Annotated in this window: 14 protein-coding genes, 2 tRNA genes, 1 other RNA gene and 1 pseudogene; 12 read left to right on the top strand and 6 right to left on the bottom strand. The window is 35.6% G+C overall.

Annotation, left to right across the window (positions count from 1 at the left end):
- Positions 1-6: 6 nt before the first annotated feature.
- The 3 genes from H1X92_RS02070 (at position 7) to lysM (ending at position 906) form a co-directional block, all read left to right on the top strand.
- Positions 7-82 (top strand) — tRNA-Lys (locus H1X92_RS02070).
- Between the two features lie 41 nt (positions 83-123).
- A non-coding RNA gene (locus tag H1X92_RS02065) (RtT sRNA) lies at positions 124-251 on the top strand.
- Between the two features lie 214 nt (positions 252-465).
- Complete coding sequence (gene lysM, locus H1X92_RS02060) at positions 466-906, top strand: peptidoglycan-binding protein LysM (protein WP_180558642.1); 441 nt, start codon at positions 466-468, stop codon at positions 904-906.
- A 110-nt stretch (positions 907-1,016) separates the two neighbouring features.
- Here lysM and nifJ read toward each other — a convergent pair whose 3' ends face one another.
- From nifJ to H1X92_RS02045, 4 genes are all read right to left on the bottom strand, one after another.
- The gene (gene nifJ, locus H1X92_RS02055) at positions 1,017-4,559 is read right to left on the bottom strand and encodes a pyruvate:ferredoxin (flavodoxin) oxidoreductase (RefSeq protein ID WP_233458113.1); all 3,543 of its coding nucleotides are present in this window, start codon (positions 4,557-4,559) and stop codon (positions 1,017-1,019) included.
- Positions 4,560-4,815: 256 nt separating this feature from the next.
- Positions 4,816-5,193 (bottom strand): NADPH-dependent FMN reductase, encoded by a 378-nt coding sequence (locus H1X92_RS02050; protein ID WP_370520611.1) that lies wholly within the window; start codon positions 5,191-5,193, stop codon positions 4,816-4,818.
- 50 nt (positions 5,194-5,243) lie between these two features.
- Entirely contained in the window at positions 5,244-5,366 is a 123-nt protein-coding gene (locus H1X92_RS16165) for an NADPH-dependent FMN reductase (protein WP_370520610.1), read from the bottom strand.
- 165 nt (positions 5,367-5,531) lie between these two features.
- Positions 5,532-5,969, bottom strand: coding sequence for a universal stress protein (locus tag H1X92_RS02045; protein ID WP_180558641.1), 438 nt, complete (start codon positions 5,967-5,969; stop codon positions 5,532-5,534).
- Between the two features lie 133 nt (positions 5,970-6,102).
- Here H1X92_RS02045 and H1X92_RS02040 point away from each other — a divergent pair.
- From H1X92_RS02040 to potD, 8 genes and pseudogenes are all read left to right on the top strand, one after another.
- Positions 6,103-7,251 (top strand): annotated as a pseudogene (locus H1X92_RS02040) (glycerate kinase).
- A 407-nt stretch (positions 7,252-7,658) separates the two neighbouring features.
- Positions 7,659-8,930: an MASE1 domain-containing protein gene (locus tag H1X92_RS02035; protein ID WP_180558640.1), complete on the top strand. Its 1,272-nt coding sequence runs from the start codon at positions 7,659-7,661 to the stop codon at positions 8,928-8,930.
- A 10-nt stretch (positions 8,931-8,940) separates the two neighbouring features.
- Positions 8,941-9,879, top strand: a complete 939-nt coding sequence (locus H1X92_RS02030; protein WP_370520608.1) for an MFS transporter — start codon at positions 8,941-8,943, stop codon at positions 9,877-9,879.
- A gap of 78 nt (positions 9,880-9,957) precedes the next feature.
- A complete protein-coding gene (locus tag H1X92_RS16160) occupies positions 9,958-10,275 on the top strand; it encodes a hypothetical protein (RefSeq protein WP_370520607.1) in 318 nt (105 codons plus the stop codon).
- 444 nt (positions 10,276-10,719) lie between these two features.
- Positions 10,720-11,829 carry a spermidine/putrescine ABC transporter ATP-binding protein PotA gene (gene potA, locus H1X92_RS02025; protein ID WP_180558639.1) on the top strand — a complete coding sequence of 370 codons (1,110 nt, stop codon included), beginning with the start codon at positions 10,720-10,722 and terminating at the stop codon, positions 11,827-11,829.
- Positions 11,819-12,679 (top strand): spermidine/putrescine ABC transporter permease PotB, encoded by an 861-nt coding sequence (gene potB / locus H1X92_RS02020; RefSeq protein ID WP_180558638.1) that lies wholly within the window; start codon positions 11,819-11,821, stop codon positions 12,677-12,679. Before potA ends, potB begins: the two co-directional genes overlap by 11 nt.
- Positions 12,676-13,461 (top strand): spermidine/putrescine ABC transporter permease PotC, encoded by a 786-nt coding sequence (gene potC, locus H1X92_RS02015; protein ID WP_180558637.1) that lies wholly within the window; start codon positions 12,676-12,678, stop codon positions 13,459-13,461. The genes potB and potC overlap by 4 nt, the downstream gene beginning before the upstream one ends.
- Before the next feature lie 250 nt (positions 13,462-13,711).
- Positions 13,712-14,755 carry a spermidine/putrescine ABC transporter substrate-binding protein PotD gene (potD, locus tag H1X92_RS02010; RefSeq protein ID WP_180558636.1) on the top strand — a complete coding sequence of 348 codons (1,044 nt, stop codon included), beginning with the start codon at positions 13,712-13,714 and terminating at the stop codon, positions 14,753-14,755.
- Positions 14,756-15,026: 271 nt separating this feature from the next.
- Here potD and H1X92_RS02005 read toward each other — a convergent pair whose 3' ends face one another.
- Positions 15,027-18,251, bottom strand: coding sequence for a thioester reductase domain-containing protein (locus tag H1X92_RS02005; RefSeq protein ID WP_180558635.1), 3,225 nt, complete (start codon positions 18,249-18,251; stop codon positions 15,027-15,029).
- A gap of 212 nt (positions 18,252-18,463) precedes the next feature.
- Positions 18,464-18,538, bottom strand: a tRNA-Arg gene (locus H1X92_RS02000).
- A gap of 487 nt (positions 18,539-19,025) precedes the next feature.
- Between H1X92_RS02000 and mlaA the strand changes: the two genes are divergently transcribed.
- A complete protein-coding gene (gene mlaA, locus H1X92_RS01995; protein WP_225507165.1) occupies positions 19,026-19,796 on the top strand; it encodes a phospholipid-binding lipoprotein MlaA in 771 nt (256 codons plus the stop codon).
- The last annotated feature ends 172 nt before the right edge of the window (positions 19,797-19,968 follow it).

The following is a 19,968-nucleotide window of genomic DNA, read 5'->3' as shown; positions in this document are numbered from 1 at the left end:
TCAGATGGGTCGTTAGCTCAGTCGGTAGAGCAGTTGACTTTTAATCAATTGGTCACAGGTTCGAATCCTGTACGACCCACCATCTAAAAAATTCTTCATACTTTCCAACAAAACTAAAATAATATATTGCAATGCGAGTACAGGATGAGAAGCTGTGTAGGTTCGAGCCGAGCGTAGCGAGACAGCGTTGTGCTTTGCACAACGACCCGCAGGGCGAGGCCGTAGGCCGAGTGATCCTGTACGACCCACCATCGATATTACCTCAGCAACGATGATTTGCTACCCAACTTTGGCGAAATTGAGCAAATCATTCTACAATCATTAACATAGAGATATATTTATTTACTTGAAAAACTATTAGATAAAAATAGAGTAAGTGGATAGTGTGTAGCTTGAGCGCTTAATTTATTATCTAATAGATTGAGGCTTAGATTTATTTCCTCAAAACTAAGTGATGGAGGTTATATGGGATTATTTGATTTCTTAAAAAGCGCCGGCGACAAACTATGGGATCCTGCTACGGCGACTAAAGATGATAAAGAAAAAAAACTGAAAGAACATCTTGATTCACTAGGGATCAAAGGGGCGGATCAGGTCAATGTTAATGTTGATGATAATGGTAAAGTCACCGTTTCGGGTGAAGGCATTGTTGCTGACATGAAAAATAAGATTTTGGTTGCGCTAGGCAATGTTGCTGGTATTGAAAAGGTTGAAGATCATACTGGCGGTGGTAGTGTTGATGTTCAGCACTACACAGTAGTAGCGGGTGATACCTTAAGTGCTATTTCAAAAAAAGTTTATGGTGATGCCAATCTTTATCAGCAAATCTTTGAAGCAAATAAGCCGATGTTGAAAGATCCGAATAAAATTTACCCTGGACAGGTATTAATTATTCCTAAACGGTAAATGGGATAATTATTAACCATCAATTAATGTTAATAAAGCCGCTTATTAGTTTAGCGGCTTTATTGCTTAATGCTGTTTTTTTAATCTGTAGGATCGTGACCTATGTGATGTTAGTTAGTATCCTGTTTGGCAAGTAATTCAAGTAAATTGTAGCGCTTAAGTGCCGCTATCTCTGCTTGCTTGGCCAGTATTTCCGCCTGTTCAGGGAATTGTCTGGTTAATTGAGAAAAGCGCTGCTCTTTTTGTAAGATATCCGTTAGCGATGCTGTCGGTGCTCTTGAATCAAGTATTAACGCCGGTTTTCCTGCCTGTCTACGTTGTGGATCAAAACGATATAATGGCCAAAATCCAGCTGCTGTAAGCTGTTTGCTTTGTTCATGACTATAGGCAAGATCATAACCATGCTCTTCACAAGGACTGTAAGCGATAATCAATGAAGGGCCAGAATAGGCGGCTGCTTGTTGAATAGCTTTAACAGTCTGATTCATTTGAGCACCAATAGCGATTTGTGCTACAAATACATGTCCATACATCATCATGGTTATTCCCAGATCTTTACGGCTCTTTTGTTTACCATTTTGACCAAACTTAGTTACAGCACCAATTGGCGTTGCTTTTGATTGTTGGCCACCTGTGTTGGAATAGCATTGTGTATCTAGCACCAGAACATTGATATTTTCACCACTATTGAGTACATGATCTAAGCCACCATAACCAATATCGTAGGCCCACCCATCTCCACCAATGATCCATACTGATTTATCAATCAAATAGTGAGCATCGGTGCTTAATTGTTGGGCTTCAGCGGTATTGATTTTATTCAGTAATGATTGTAATTGAACAATTAATTGACGCTTTAACTCAATTGATAAAGAATCATCCTGTAGTTGATTAATTAGTGTAATCGGTAATTGTTTAGCTAAGCCATTTAGCAGACGAGAGACTCTTTTTTTATGCTGCTCTAATGTTAAACGAAATCCCATACCAAACTCTGCATTATCTTCAAAGAGGGAATTTGCCCATGCGGGTCCTCGCCCCTCGTTATTCTTGCTATAGGGGCTAGTAGGAAGATTACCACCGTAAATAGATGAACAGCCAGTGGCATTGGCAATCAGTAGCCTATCACCATATAACTGAGTCAGTAATTTAATGTTAGGGGTTTCACCATAACCGGCACAAGCTCCTGAATATTCAAACAACGGTGTAATTAATTGTGAAGTCCGAATATCTATACGTTCTAGTTGATGTGGGGCAATATCGGGAATTTGCAGGAAAAAATTAAAATTTATTTTTTCCTCTATTAGATGTTCAACCCGAGGCTGCATATTAATGGCGCGGATTTGTGGATTTTGCCGATCTTTAGCCGGACAAACTTCATAACAAAGATTACAGCCAGTACAATCTTCTGGCGCGACTTGTAGTACATAATTGAGTCCTCGCATATCTCGTGATTTAACGGCTAAAGAGGGTAAGCTAGGCGGTGCAGCTGCCAGTATTTCGGCAGAAGTGACTTTTGCACGAATCGCAGCATGTGGACAGGCGGCAACACAATAATTACATTGGGTACATAGAGCCGGTTGCCAAATAGGGATCGTTTCGGCGATATTGCGTTTTTCCCATTTTGTCGTGCCTGTTGGCCAGCTACCATCGGGTGGAAATACTGACACGGGAAGGGTATCACCTAAATCTGCGATCATTTTTGCGGTTACGTTTTTTACAAAATCAGGGGCATTATGAGCTACCGTTGCGGGTCGGCAAAGGCTGGTGATATCAATCTCCTGTAAATCAAATTTTTTTATTGCCCTGATGGTGAGATCAACGGCGTTAATATTATTTTCAACGACATCAGCCCCTTTTTTGCTATAACTTTGGCTAATTGCCTCTTTTAATTGCTGCTTTGCTTCAGACATAGGCAATAGTTGGGTCAAATAGAAAAAAGCCGTTTGCATAATGGTATTGATACGACCACCTAATTGGCATTGTCGGGCGATTTGATAAGCATTGATGGTATAGCATTGTGCCTGTTTTTGTCGTAACAAATATTGTATTTCCTGCGGCAGATGATGCCAGATTTGATCAGATCTATAAGGACTATTGATTAAAAAAATACCACCTGGTTTTAATTTTTCAATTAACTGGTATTTGTGGATAAATTGCCACTGATGGCAGCCGACAAAATCTGCTTGCTTAATAAGATATGATGAATAGAAGGGATAGGGGTTAATACGTAAATGTGAAACCGTTAACCCACCTGCTTTTTTAGAGTCATAAACAAAGTATCCCTGTGGAAATAAAGGGGTATGGTTGCCAATAAGTTTAATCGTATTTTTTGTTGCGGATACTGAGCCATCGCTACCTAAACCATAAAATAGGGCGGCTAATTTGTGGGTATTAGGGAGTGATGCTTTAATAATCGGTAAAGACAGTCCAGTGACATCATCCTGAATGCCAATAGTAAACCGTGTTTTGGGTTTAGTCAGTTTAAGTTGGTGAAAAATGGTGATCACACAGTCAGGATCAAACTCTTTGGAGGATAAACCATAGCGACCCGAGATAACATTAGGTAATCTATCACGTTGGTCCTGGCTAAAAGACTCCGCTAATGCCGTCATAATATCCAGGAACAGCGGTTCCGCTTGTGCCCCTGGCTCCTTAGTTCGATCAAGCACCGCAATAGATTTTACTGCTAGTGGCACCACTTTAAGAAAATGTTGGGCAGAAAAAGGGCGAAAAAGATGCACTTTTACCATGCCGACTTTTTCATTTTGTGTTAACAGTTGATCGATAACTTCAGCACAAGCTCCGGCCGCTGAACCCATTAAAATGATGATTCGTTCAGCATCAGGATGGCCATAATATTCAAACGGTTGGTAGTAACGCCCGGTAACATTACCAAAGACCTGCATGGCATTTAAGACATGCTGGTAAGCATCAAGATACCAAGGATTAATCGCTTCGCGAGCTTGAAAATAGGTGTCTGGATTGGCTGCGGTTCCTCGGATAGTGGGTGCCTCTGGTGACAAAGCGCGTTGACGATGTTCTTGTATCGCTTTTTCAGGTATTAGTTGTTGCAGTATTTCATCGGAGATTGGATGAATTTTGTTGATTTCATGTGAGGTACGAAAACCATCAAAAAAATGGATAAATGGCAATCTACTATTCAGAGCGGATATTTGTGCAATAACGGCAAAATCCTGGGCTTGTTGCACATTATTAGCACATAGCATAGCACAACCTGTTTGACGTACGGCCATCACATCGGAGTGATCACCAAAAATAGATAATGCATGGGTGGCGACAGTTCGGGCGGCGACATGTAACACAAAAGGCTGTAATTGGCCGGCGAGCTTATAAAGTGTTGGGATCATCAATAACAATCCCTGAGATGAGGTAAATGAGGTAGCCAGTGCTCCGGTTTGTAGGGCACCGTGTACTGTCGCAATGGCACCTGCTTCGGATTGCATCTCAATTATTTTAGGTGTGTCTTGCCAAATATTCTTTCGATTATCCGCTGCCCATATATCTGCTTGCTCAGCCATACTGGAACTAGGGGTGATAGGATAAATGGCGATAATTTCATTGAGTCGGTATGCAACAGAAGCAACGGCAGAATTTGCATCTGTTGTTATATAAGAACAAGTTAAATTACTCACAAAAATGGCCTTTTGATTTTTTGATAATAGTTTATAGGTCAAAGAAATTAGCAAAATAAGCAAGTAAAATTTATCAATATTGTGGGGAATTGAATTTAATTAAAAGAGAAACAAGATATTTAAGTTATTAAATTTATAGATTATTTTACATTAAGTGATCAATTTTAATTTTTGGTGAGTAATTTGTTATTATTCATAAAGTAATAAAGGCGACTTTTGTAATTGATCAGCCTTTGATTTTAGAATATTAATTCAATTAATTAAGTTGTTTTTTTAGAAAATGGCTATAAGCATCCAGCCATTTTTGTAAGAATACTTTCGTTCTTTCCAGCAAATTACCTTGCTTGTCAATAATATTCTCATTCCATTGGATAAAAGCCTCTGGTTGATTTAGTGTTGGCATATCGAGAAAAGTTAACACATTTCTTAAATGTTGTTGTGATAGTGCACTTCCCATGGCGCCAGGTGAAGTACCGATAACGCCTGCTGGCTTTTGTGCCCACACGTTTTTTCCATAAGGTCGAGAACCTTGATCGAGGGCATTTTTTAATACGCCAGGAATAGAACGATTATATTCAGCAGTGACAAAAATAACGCCATCAGCATCGGCGATTTGTTGTTTAAAATCTTGCACCACTTTACTTGGCTGTTCATCATCATCTTGATTATAGAGTGGCAGTTTTCCTATTTCGACGAAAAAAATTGGATTTGTGGATGAGCCAGTTTGATTAATTCGTTAGCCAGTTTTTTATTATATGATCCTTTTCGCAAGCTACCCACGATGATAACGACTTTGTATTCTCTCATATAGCACCTTTAACTTATTTAAGGTCAAGCCAGTAATAGATTTGGCAAAAATTAATTATGTGATTTAATCATATATACCAATGGATGATTTCTCTTAAAATAAGAATAATAATTAATTAGTGATATTACCAGCTAGGCGGGATGATTATTCCCGCTCAACCGTGTTTATCTAATCACTAAAACCGGAATTTTAGCGTAATTCACCACTGCGGCAGCGGTTGAACCTAGTAAATGGGTTTTAAAGTTAGGCCGGCGAGAGGCAATAACAATCAAATCAGCGTTAACTTCATCGGCAATTTCTAAAATAGCGTCTCTTGGTGGTTCTGCTTTAATTAAACAGTGTACTTTTTCTTCTGGTATAGCAAATTTCTTTGTCATACTTTGTAGGGTTTGTAGAGCTTGCTGCACAATTTCATCGTCATTGCGAATTGGCTGTTTAGAATAGACAATTTTGCTAGCAATGAAAAAAGAAGGCGCATAAATAGCAGAGATAAAATAGAAATCGGGATTATCCGTTTGACTTAGCGCGTTAATATGGGGAACAACTTTTTGCGTTAAGGTCTCTTCAGACAGATCGATCGGGACTAAAATAGTTTGGTACATATTGTCTCCTGTCTTGACATGATTTAACAAAATTTCAGACGTTATTATTTTATCATCAAATAAATGAAATGGCCTCAGTCATGACGATCAGCTAATAGCAGGTTATGTTATTTAATTTTTAATGGTAGTGAAAATGAAAATAATTATTGCCCCGGATTCATTTAAAGAAAGTCTGACGGCTAAGCAGGCGGCATGTGCGATCAAAGCTGGTTTTATGGCCGTTTTTCCAGCAGCCGAATATGTATGTTTTCCTATGGCTGATGGTGGGGAAGGCACAGTTGATGCATTTATTGCTGCAAAAGGGGGGCAACGTATTGAAGTGACCGTAGCAGGGCCTTTAAAAACTCCCGTAAAAGCTTATTATGGCTTACTAAATGATGGTGATACCGCCGTGATAGAAATGGCGGCAGCCAGTGGATTAATGCAAGTTCCTTTAGACCAGCGTAATCCGTTATTGACAACTAGTTTTGGTACCGGTCAATTAATACTTGCTGCGCTTGATTACGGCGTTAAAAAGATCATTTTAGCTGTTGGAGGAAGCGCTACGGTGGATGGTGGTATTGGTATGATGCAGGCGTTGGGCGCCCGCTTTTATCGTAAAGATGGTCACTTATTAGAACTTGTTGCTAAAGAAATGGTTGCACTGCAACGGATAGATTTATCAACTTTAGATAGCAGATTGCAACAGTGTCAAATTGAAATAGTCTGCGATGTTAATAATCCCTTAATTGGTGAACAAGGTGCGGCAAAAATATTTGCGCCTCAAAAAGGGGCTACCCGCGAAATGGTTAGCCATCTAGAACAGGGTTTAATTCATTACGCCGATATTATTCAATCCATGACTGGCACTGATTATCGGTATCTGCCAGGATCTGGCGCTGGTGGTGGAATTTCTATCGCGGCATTGGCTTTTCTCAATGCAACATTGCGCTCTGGAATTGAAACAGTCTGTCAGGCGATGCAGTTTAAAGATGAATTAGCTACGACCGATTTAGTTATAGTCGGTTAAGGAAGTATGGATGGACAAACATTAGGTGGAAAAGCGCCAATTGGTATTGCTAAGCTTGCGGCTAAAAGTGGTATTCCCGTTATCGCCATAGTGGGTATCCAAGGAAAAAACATTGCAGCTGTTTACCAGCAAGGGATCAATGCTGTATTTAGTATTTTACCCTGCCTGTTATCACAGCAAGCAGCTTTAGCGCAAGGAGAGCTAAATCTACAGCATTGTGCATATAATGTTGCAAAAGTTTTACAAACCGGGATAATACTAGCCAAAAATTAATAGTTTTAGCTTTGAAATTAAAACTTATTTTTCGCTCATTTTTAGCAAATTTAATTAAATTAGCGTTTGATAGATAAAATGCTGACTTATTGGCTATTGAGTAAATGATTGGATTGTACTTGTTAATCTATTCTTAACAAAGCCCTTATTCATATAGCTAAATAAAATAGTACTTAATTAGGCTAGCTTTAATAGTGGAAAATATATTTTAAATGCTTCGCAAAGCCATTTCTTTGTTATAAAAAAGTAATAATCTAATTTAATATTAATAATTTTGAGTTTTGCTACTTGTTTAATATATATCATTATTTTAGTGCTTGAAATTTAAATACAGTTTTATTTCGCTAATAAACATTATTTACTGATTGTTAAAAGTTTTATTAGCAAAATATAAAGGAGAAGCGTTGATGATAGGACTGGTGAAAATTTCCAGTCATATTAGGTGGTTTACATTCCTCAGTTGGACATTAATTTATTTTATTTCGGCTGTTATTTCTAAGGAAGTACAAGTACCGTATGATGAATCGCTAGTTGTGGTATGGTTTCCTGCTGGTGTGAGTATTGTGGCGTTTTTAATATCACCAGTCCGTGCTTGGCCGGCTTTTTTGCTTTTATTTAGTTTGGTCAATTGGTATCTGGAGCCATTCGATATTGTCTCTTCTGCGATGAGCATGATTAGTGCAGTTAGTTTACTTATTTCTCCATTATTAATTGCTTCTATTGTAAGATATTTAGCACAATATCAATCGCCATTAAATACCATTATAACTTGGATTATAATTTCAGCAGTAGTATGTGCTATCGATAATTGGTTGAGTGTCCTGTTGTTGGGATCTCTTGATGAGAAGATCAATTTAGATGATTTTCTTACCAGTTGGCTGGCCGATATGTCAGGTATCTATTTTGCCGTCGCTATGTTATTAGGTTTAGTACAACCACAATCATTAAAGCGACTTAACAGTATTAAAAAAATATTATTAACATTATGTTGGTTAATATTGCTGGCAATCAGTAGCTGGTTAATTTTTTCTGATCAGATCACAGGGCTGAAAGGTTATATTAATTATCATTATGGTTCAGCATTAAATATTATATTGGCTTGCATACCCATTATTTTTATTATTCTTTTGATCCTGTTTTTGCAAGATTTTGGTCGAGGAATTGGATTATTAGTGTTGGGAACCATTGTTATTTTCTATTGTGAACAGGGCTATGGACCTTTCTTTTTGCCTGGTTTATTAAGAGAAGAGCCTCTATTACTTGCTCAAACTTACCTGTCCGTTATTGCCATTTTTATGTTGCTACTTTCATTGCTTGCTGCATCTCAAGTAGAAAGAACGATAAAACAAGCATCAAAATCCCTTATTCGTTACCAACTATTTATTTACGAAAACAAAATAAAATTTGATCCACAAATTAAATTAATCACATCGTTACCGGTGAAAAGTGATGTTCACCATATATTACAAGCGATTGAAATTTCAGCCCATGAAATGTTAAAAGAGCATTGGTCATTAGTAAGCTCTTATCATGGTATTCCGGTTAGTTTTCAGTTAAAGGGGTTAGATGGGGCATGGCTCAATGTGCGTGATCGAATATTAATTACTATTGCTGATAAAACCAATCCAATGCTATTAGGTGAATGGGAAATTCTTTCAAAATCAAAGGTTGATTTATAACGGATTGTCTATGTTGCAAATTGCTTGTTTACTGTTAGGTAAAAAATTTATGCACCAGCAGGCGATTTGGTTGCTAATTGGTGGGTTATTATGGGCTTTATTGGGCTTAGTGATATTTTGTGATGAAGTAGCACAAACGCGTTATATTCCGGTGGTCTGGATAAGTATATTCACATTAATAGAGAGTTTAATTACCTTAAGTGTTGCCAATAGTGGCATTGGCAGCCAAAAATTTATTCTTTTTCTCAAAGGTGGATTATTTTTTCTGGTATCTGTTTCTCTTTTAATTGATGATAATTATAGCCATTTGATTTTATCAATAGTGTTAGGCTTTAATTATTTATTGCTTGCTATATTTAGCATTGTGTCTGCTTTAGTGGTTCGGCATCGTCTATGGAAACGTACTATTTGGTTAGGTGGATGTTATTTATTCTTTGCTATGGTGATCTTATTTCCTTATCCGCTTAGTTATCAATCGACATTTCCAATCGTTTTGGCTGTGTTATTAATGCATAGTGGAATATCTGCCATCCGTTTCGCCAGTAAATTACGGGTTATTCGACATGGCCAAACGATATTTACTTTAATGGCTGATAGCGCATTATCACAAAGAGAATTTGAACAGCAAGAAATTAACATAGATGTAGTTATGCCATTGACGCCAGAGCAGCAAACGAATATCAATCTGTCTCATACTTCACCGCTCACGGTGCATATTTGGACGCCAGAAGGCTCGGCTGATTTACCGCCCAGACCTCGCCCCGTAATTAATCGTTACATTGCCGCTGTTGATGGTAATGGTGTTATTTCTACTGGTCACGCGGCATTGGAGATCAGACATCAGATTTATATTAGCTTATATCCAATCGATGATATTGATCGTTCTCCTTCCGAATTTTTAAATAAATTAAAAGCTACCGCAGAAAATAATGTTGCTGGTGAATTTTAGCCTGATTATGACACTGAAGTTTCACAGTGGTGTCGCTCCGATTTTCAGATCCATTTTTATCATTATAACGCGGTTACTTTGGCAATTTTTTGGCAAAAGTATCGGCAAAGAGCGCTTTATAATTTAACTTACCGCAATTGCTCTAGTAGTGTGGCTTATGCGCTAGAAGCTGCGTTAGAGGGGGTACTGGCTGATAAAAGCAACAATTTTTTAACGCTGGTGAAATTATTGTTGGCGCCAGAATTATGGGTTGCATCGCAAATTCGCCAGCGAGCGATATCCATGGCGTGGACGCCGGGATTAGTTATGGATTATTCTCGCGCCTTGAATGCATTAGTACATCCTACACCATATTGCTGGTATCAACGTTTTTTACGTATTTTTCATTCTAGTTGAGGGAAATAGCCAGTCAAATAAATTATCATGAGCAATTTGGTTCACTTTAACTTATTGTTTTAATAAGCCAATAGTATAAATTGAGTTTTTTATAAATCACTAGTTATTGGTTATAATTTATGCAAATTATTAATGAAAATAGTAAGCCCACTTTATCATTTTTTGTGTTAATTGATGGCATGCAATAAATAGAAGTATTAGATTTATTTTCGACCACTACCTATTTAGGCTTAAGTTTAATTTAATATATTAAGATTAATGTTGTCATTTTTCTGATGATATTGCTTTTAATTTTGTGTTGCTGCGTTTATCATTCTGTCTTTATTCAATTTATTGGCGCAACTGGTTTTGGCTATTGCTGGGAGTCTTCCTGATTAGCTAATACAGTCTTTTTCCTGTTGCGGTTCTATCTGCATTACTATAAGGGATAGAGTGATATTTTAAATGACTGAGACAACCTCTCTTACACCATTAATCGAATTAAAATCCTTAACTAAAGGTTTCGATGGCAAAAATATTATTTCACAGTTTAATCTTACGATTAATGATGGTCAATTTCTTACTATATTAGGTCCCTCAGGATGTGGTAAAACGACTATTTTGCGGTTAATTGCTGGATTAGAGCACGTTGATAATGGGCATATTTTCCTTGAAGGTCAGGATATTACGGATATTCCGGCTGAACAGCGTCATGTAAACACTGTTTTTCAAAGTTATGCCTTATTCCCCCATATGTCGGTATTTGATAATGTTGCGTTTGGTTTACGTATGCAGAAAAAATCTTTTCAAGAGATAAAACCGAGAGTGGAAGAAGTGCTACGTATGGTGCAGTTAGAAGATTTCGCCAAGAGATATCCACATCAGTTATCGGGTGGACAGCAGCAAAGAGTGGCAATTGCCCGTGCAGTTATCAATAAACCTAAAGTTCTTTTATTAGATGAGTCCTTATCGGCGCTGGATTATAATTTGCGTAAAAAGATGCAAAGTGAATTAAAATCCTTACAACGTCAGTTAGGGATCACTTTTATTTATGTCACTCACGATCAAGAAGAAGCGTTAGCCATGTCTGATCGTATCTTAGTTATGCGAGATGGGCATATTGAACAAGATGCATCGCCCCGTGAAATATACGAAGAACCAAAGAATTTATTCGTTGCACGGTTTATCGGCGAAATTAATATTTTTGATGCGATTGCTTTACATCGTATCGATGAACAGCGTATTAGAGCCAATGTTGAAGGCTATGAGTGTGATATTTACACCAAGCTTGCTGTATCAGAAGGTCAGCCATTAAAAGTTTTATTGCGGCCAGAGGATTTACGCGTTAAAGAGATAGACGACGAACAACAGCCAACCGGACTAATTGGACATGTACGTGAACGCAACTATAAAGGTATGATGCTTGATACTGAAGTAGAAATGAGCAATGGTAAGCGGGTGATGGTGAGTGAATTTTTCAATGAAGATGATCCGGATGTAGACCACTCGTTGGCACAAAAAATTGCCGTGACATGGGTAGAAAGTTGGGAGGTCGTCCTTCTCGATGAAGAATAATCGTAAATTTTTTCAAAATGTTATCGTTATTGGGTTGGTTTCATGGTTGCTATTGTTTGCCTTCTTACCAAATTTAATGATCATTATTACCAGTTTTTTGACCCGTGATGATGCAAATTTAGTCGACATGGTTTTTACTCTCGATAATTATACCCGGCTATTTGATCCCTTATACGTGGAGGTGATGTTCCACTCACTAAATATGGCAATTATTGCCACATTATGTTGTTTAGTCATTGGCTATCCATTTGCATTTCTTCTGACGCGATTATCGCCAAAATTACAGCCATTAATGTTATTTTTATTGATTGTACCATTTTGGACTAATTCACTTATTCGTATTTATGGGTTGAAGATTTTTTTGAGTACCCGCGGCTATTTAAATGACTTTTTGCTCTGGATTGGGTTGATAGATAAACCTATTCGTATCATGTATACGCAAGAAGCCGTCATTTTGGGATTGGTTTATATTTTGTTACCATTTATGGTGATGCCGCTTTATTCAAGTATTGAAAAATTGGATAAATCCTGTCTTGAAGCTGCACGGGATCTTGGCGCTAACAAATTTCAGACTTTTTTACGCATTATAGTGCCGTTAACTATGCCAGGTATAATAGCGGGATGCTTATTAGTGCTATTACCTGCAATGGGATTGTTTTATGTAGCGGATTTGATGGGCGGGGCAAAGAATTTATTAATTGGTAACGTTATCAAGAGCCAATTTCTTAATTTGCGCGATTGGCCTTTTGGCGCAGCCACTAGTATTGTATTAACTATTGCGATGGGTCTACTACTCTATGTTTATTATCGTGCTGCAAATTTGCTGAATAAAAAGATGGATTTGGCATGATTGGACGTTTTTTACGAAGTGGTTTTCTCACCATCATTTATGCCTATTTATATATACCAATTATTATTTTGATTGTTAATTCATTTAATGCCTCACTCTTTGGTAATGTGTGGCAAGGATTGACTATAAAATGGTATGACATGTTGTGGAATAATGATAGTTTATTACAAGCCGCAGGTCATTCAATAACGATAGCAATGATTTCAGCTAGTTGCACTACTTTGATTGGTTCATTAGCAGCGGTAGCTCTATTTCGCTACCAATTCAGAGGAAAATCATTTGTTAGTGGTATGTTATTTGTTGTCATGATGTCTCCTGATATTGTAATGGCAATTTCATTACTATTAGTCTTTATGTTGTTAGGAATTTCTTTAGGTTTTTGGTCTTTACTCTTCTCTCATATTACATTTTGTTTACCTTTTGTCGTTATTACTGTTTATGCGCGGCTAAAGGATTTTGATGTGAAAATGTTAGAAGCTGCGCGAGACTTAGGCGCTGGTGAATTAACTATTTTACGGCAAATTATTTTACCACTAGCATTGCCAGCTGTAATTTCGGGTTGGTTATTGAGTTTTACCCTTTCAATGGATGATGTGGTTGTATCTTCTTTTGTTACTGGACCAGCATATGAAATATTGCCTTTGAAAATTTATTCGATGGTAAAAATAGGAATTTCACCAGAAGTTAATGCACTAGCGACAGTTTTATTACTATTTTCATTAATACTTGTACTGCTGAGTCAATGGATGTTAAAAATAAAATCGGTAAAAAATATCAATTAAGCTAGTGCAAGAATTAAATGCGGTGGATCGCAAGTATTGGCATATTATCAGTATGCTAATTAGTTGTATTTTGGTTAGCTATTATTTTTTATTTTATTAAAAATCCGAAATAGTTTTTTCTAGTAAAATTCATCACTAAATGGCATTTATAAGCTTTACCAATTACAGGTGCCCATATAATAACTTTTTTACCTAGACAAAAAAGTCTATTGGGTTTTCACTCACTATTGTTTTATGAAGGAAACACTATATGAAAAAGTGCTCCTCATGGCTTGCAGCAGGGATCATAGCCGCGAGTATTGGCTCAGCTGTAGCAGCTGATGATAAGGTAGTCTATTTTTATAATTGGTCAGAATATGTTCCTCCCGGGCTACTTAATCAGTTTACTAAAGAAACGGGTATCAAGGTCATTTATTCTACTTATGAATCTAATGAAAGTATGTACACCAAACTCAAAACTTATACTGAAGGTGCTTATGATTTAGTGGTACCTTCAACCTATTTTGTGGCGAAAATGAGTAAGGAAGGCATGCTACAAAAAATTGATAAAAGTAAATTAAGTCAATTTAAAAACCTTGATCCAAATCTATTACATAAATCATTTGATCCTGAAAATGATTATTCAATTCCTTATATTTGGGGAGCGACAGGAATTGGTATTAATAGTGAGGTTATCGATCCTAAAACCATTACCTCTTGGGCAGATTTATGGAGACCCGAATATAAAAATGGACTGTTATTAACTGATGATGCACGGGAAGTGTTTCAAATGGCGCTACTTAAGCTGGGTCATTCAGGTAATACAACCGATCCGACATTGATTAAAACAGCCTATGAAGAGTTAAAAAAATTAATGCCAAATGTCATGGCATTTAATTCTGATAATCCGGCTAATCCTTTTATACAAGATGAAGTCGATGTCGGCATGCTATGGAATGGTTCTGCCTATGTAGTGCGCCAATCAGGAGCCCCAATACAATTTATTTGGCCGAAAGAAGGGGGCATTTTTTGGATGGATAGTTTAGCGATCCCAGCCAATGCGAAAAATGTTGAAGGGGCGCTTAAGTTAATTAATTTTTTGCTGCGACCTGATATTGCGGCTCAAGTAGCGCAACAAATTGGTTATCCAACGCCCAATTTAGCCGCCAAGCAATTATTACCAGCAGAACTTGTGGCAGATAAAACCCTCTATCCTGATGAAGAAACCTTAAAAAAAGGAGAATGGCAGAATGATGTGGGCAATGCTAATATTTTGTATGAAAGTTATTTTCAACGATTAAAAGCAGGTCGTTAAATTTCATTAGACTATTTTTATCTTGAACAAAATTATTACAAGAAGCACCATCATAACATTATGGTGCTATATTATTTACTGCTAGCTATTAAATCAAAAATCATAATCATATTTAATAGTTTTGTTAAAAAATTAATTAAGTTATTCTAAATTAATAAATTTAGAGCTTTAAAGTCAGAGATATATTTACTAATTAAAGATGGTGTAATAGCTGGTATTGTATTTCCCACAGCAGAAGAGAATTTATTAGGCAGAAGCCAAAAATTGCTAGTTATTTTTCTGGCTGCTTTAATTTTCTAATAACAGGTAACATAGAATACTGTTTTAAATTATTAGGTAATTTTTGCATAGCTAATTTAAATTGTTGATACCATTCTTCATAATCATCTATTTTCTTAATATTAATCCCTGAATTAATTAACCAATCAATAATCGTGTCAAGAGACACTTTATCATTTTGTGGATTAACCATATTGAAAGTAAGTTGCTGATTGTCATTATTTTTTGATAATTTGATTATTGATGAAACAACAAAATCAACCGCTAATCCATTATAATGAGGGGAGAGATTACTATTTGATTGATAAAAAGATTTTGGCGCAATTTTAGTATTAACGATACTTAATAATAATCGAGTAAATACATCAATAATATTAAGCTCAGTAGCATATTGGCGATGTGCCAGTATCATACTAGGGCGAAAAATGGTAACGGGTAATTTAAAACGGTTATATGCCTCATGGAGCAAAATTTCACTCGCCCATTTACTAATAGCATAGCCATTCGCGTATTGATTATAAATTTCTTGGTAAGGTATTGCATCACATATATTATCATCTTCGTTTAATGGTTTATTATTATCGGAAGGTATCGCAACGATAACGCTGGAAATGAAAACGAAATGTTTCAATTGATTGACTAGCGCTAATTTAATTAATTCTGCTGTACCTAGCACATTTGTTTCAAACAAATGTTGATATGGCAGTACATGATTAACTAAAGCGCCAGCGTGAAAAATATGATCAATAGTCTGTGATAAATAATGCCATGTTTTTTCATCAACTCCTAGCTGTGGCTTAGTTAAATCACCCGCGAATACTGTTAGATGTTTATCGGCAAGTTGTTTAAATTTAAACATTAACTCGCGATTGTGGGGACTAAAAGTATTAATTAAACGTTGCCTGGCACTATCATTATCTTTTTCGCGTATTACACAAATTAATTTACCATCAGTTTTATTTAATTCTTCGAGTAGCGCTAAACAAAGAAATTTTCCCAGATAGCCATTGGCTCCAGTCAATAATATGTTATGAAAGCTCGATAAGGATCGCGAAGAATTTTTTATTGGTTGGAAAATTTCCGGATCGATAAACTTATCTAAAGCTAATTGATTGGCATAAATTTTCTTCTTATCTATTCCGTGGATAGTAGCGAAACTTGGACGTGAATTTATTAGATGTTGATTTGATTTTATATAATCAGCAATATCATCTAGTGTACAAGTTGGATTGGCAATCTTATCGACAGGGATCATGACATCCCAAATTTTTTCTATTTCTAATGAAAATTGTAATGCAGATAAAGAGTCGCCACCAAGTTGGCGAAATGTTACTGCTGAATGAATAACCATATCAGGAGAGCCTACTAGATATTGAGTCAGTTTTATTAAGGTTTCTAATATATTACTTTTATTAATATGTTGTGAAAAATTAGAGTAATTATTATTGTAAATTTCTTGATATAATTTATTTAAATCATCAATATAATGAGCTTTAATTTTTTGCCTTAATGGTTTTCCTAGTTCGGATAATAAGTTATTTTTCTGACTGAAAGGTTCTGTATCGATTAAGAAATCTCGTGGCACTTCATAGGATTTTAAACCGGCGTCTTTAGCAATTTTTTCGAGTGATTGGTGAATTAATCGTTTTATTTCGCTCTGTTGTTTATTATACCGATATAATAATTCTGGTGTAGGAATAATAACAGCTAATAAATAAGACCACTCACTATTGCCATAAATAAAAATATCTTTTATTAAAGGGCTATCTTTATACAAAGTCTCAAGCATTGTTGTAGTTATAAACTCACCTTGAGAAAGCTTAATAACGTTTTTTCTTCTTTCTAAAAAGACTAAATGATCTTTTGCTGTCTCTTTGACGATATCTCCAGTTTTATAATAACCTTGTTCATCAAAAAGTTGGCTATTTAATTTAGGATATTTGTAATAACCGGGAATAATGGTAGATGTTTTAAGTAATAACTCACCTCGTGGATAAGGTTTATCGGTTGAATAATAACCTAGTTCAGGAACATCGAGAAGTTTATAATCCTCAACCGGTGGTTTTAATACCTTATTATTGTTACAGATAGCTAATGTTTCTGTACTACCATATTGATTATATAATTTTATTTCAAATAGTGATTCAATGAAATCAGCTAACTTCTTAGCAAGAGATCCTGAACTAAAGCTTATATGTGTTATTCTACCGCCAAAAATATTGATACGTATCTCTCTTTTAAGCTTGCTATCAAGCAGTGGTTCATTGGTGGTTTTTTTTCTAGCTTCTAATTCACTTTGATATTGTTGAAATATCATTTCAGCTACCCTGGGTACTAATAAAAGTTCAGTAGGTTTTGCTAAGGCAATATCTTCGAATAACGTGGATAAGTTACTTTTAGCGACCAGATAACAAGTACCACCTCTAGCTAACTGATTGTTAAGTAGTTGGCTTGCCAAACCATGACTTATCGGTAGATACAGAATAGTCGTATTTTCTTTATTCGTATTATTAGCAAATAGGTTAGCGTCCCACATATTTGCTACCAATTTTTCTGTATAAATAGCGCCTTTGGGTGCACCAGTACTACCTGAGGTATAAATTATCATTGATATTGAGGATGTATCATCACTATTTTCGGGATAAGGTACTTTCGGTAACTGGCTACCAAAACGGATAATATTGGCTAATACTTCGATTTTGATAGTTAATTGACTTTGTAATTGTTCTAGTTTTTCTGCATTGTCATGGGAAGGGTCATAATCGAAAACAATGATTCGTTTTATTGAGTTATTATTTTTGGCTAACTCTACTGCCATAGGTAAGTATTCTATGCTGGCTGCGATTATTTGTTGTTCTATTTTTTGTAAAATAAGTGTTAATTCTTTTTTTGATAAATTAGTTTGTAGAGGAACTAGAATTGCATTAATTTGAACACAAGCGAGATTAATAGCAATATAGTCACTATGAATAAAGGATAGGATAGTTACTTTATCACCGGCTTTTAGTGGGTATTGGTCATTGTGATACCATTCATTAGCAATACTTTCAGCTCTATTCCATAATTGTTTATAAGTCATTGTTTGATATTTTGCTGCTAATTGGCAAACAATGCGCTTGGATTTAGTATCTTTTATATAATGCTTAACGCGTTCGCCAATAGCAGGGCGATTATGATATTTTTTTATAATATTTTCAATAATATAAACTAAACGCATAACACCTCCTTGTTATTTTTTTGCTCAAAATAAAAGTATATTAATTATACAAGTAGGCTTAACGTATGTTCAGTGATATTAAGTGAGTTGCAAATCATGGGAAAGATAAATTTACGCAAAATAGAGTAGGGATGGTAATTAACAATAAGAAATATATGAGAGAGTAACTATAACTTTTTGTTGATTAAAATAAATTATTACAAATATGTTAATGGTGTCCCCTGCAGGAATCGAACCTACAATTAGCCCTTAGGAGGGGCTTGTTATATCCATTTAACTAAGAGGACATAAATCTTTTTAATCTAACTTATCTTAATATGCCACTCATTCTACTATTAAATCCCTATTAAAATCAAGTTGTTGAATGCCATTTGTTTAATTTTATTGCTGATGACTAGATTTGTGTTTAATTGGTTTGTTTGTTAGTTATGTTATATAAATAGATTATTTGTAAATTTATAGTTTTTATAAATTATAAATTAATGAATGATTTAATAATTATTGTTATTTAATTTAGTTGTCTATTTTACATTATGCCGTTTTCATCATATTGAGAATAATTTTTATTATTTTGTTTTTGTTAATATTTTTTGTCTATAACTTGGAGTAATTTATTTGTTTTTTTAACCTATCTGCTTATTTCAAATAATGGCCTGCACATTATATGCTTAGATAAATAGTGATTAAATTCTTATCATTAAATAAAAAAGTAAGTAAGATTAAATTAATGTGGATATATAATTATGAATGGACAATCTATGTGAGGGTGTTTTGTTGAATAGAAAAACAAGATTTAAAACATATCGCTTATGCGGAGTATTGTTTGCAGTAGGATTGCTAACGAGCTGTTCCAGTACACCTACTGATAATCAACAGCGCTCTGATCCGCTAGAGAGTTTTAATCGAACAATGTTTGATTTTAATTACCATGTGCTTGATCGTTATGTGGTGCGTCCAGTTGCGGTCGCCTGGCGTGATTATGTTCCTATGCCTGCTCGTAATGGTCTAGTCAATTTTTTGGCTAACCTGGAAGAGCCTGCAAGTATGGTGAATAATTTTCTACGTGGCGATATCTATCAAGGAATGAAACATTTCAATCGTTTTTTCCTAAATAGTGTTTTTGGTATGGCAGGTTTGATCGATATTGCTTCAATGGCTAATCCTAAACTTGCTAAACAAGAGTCTAATCGTTTTGGTAGTACCTTAGGTTATTATCAGGTTGGCTATGGTCCATATGTGGTATTGCCAGGTTATGGTAGTTTTACCTTACGAGAAGATGGGGGCGATTGGGCTGATAAGGCTTACCCGATGCTAAGTTACCTTACTTTTTGGATGTCAGCTGGAAAATGGGTATTAGAAGGAATCGAAAAGCGGGCACTTTTATTAGATTCTGATGGTATTTTGCAAAACTCTTCCGATCCTTATTTAATGATTAGGGAAGCTTATTTTCAAAATAAAGATTTTAAGGCGCAGGGAGGTGTGTTGAAACCGACGATTAATCCTAACGCCGCAGTGATTGAAGAAGATTTGGATTCTATCGATTAGTAAAAGGTGGGTATATTTAATTTAAATGTTCATTGGTAAAAAATAACGAGCAGATGATTTATTGATTTGTGTGGTCACGGTCACTTGATTCTCTATAAATTAAAAAGGCAATTAATAATATAATTTTTTACTAATCATCATCTTCGATGAATTATTTATTATTATTTAATTA

This window comes from Arsenophonus endosymbiont of Apis mellifera (assembly GCF_903968575.1).
GTDB lineage: Bacteria > Pseudomonadota > Gammaproteobacteria > Enterobacterales > Enterobacteriaceae > Arsenophonus > Arsenophonus apicola.
Note: the sequence above shows the minus strand (reverse complement) of the source record. Positions and strands in the feature narration are given on the sequence as shown.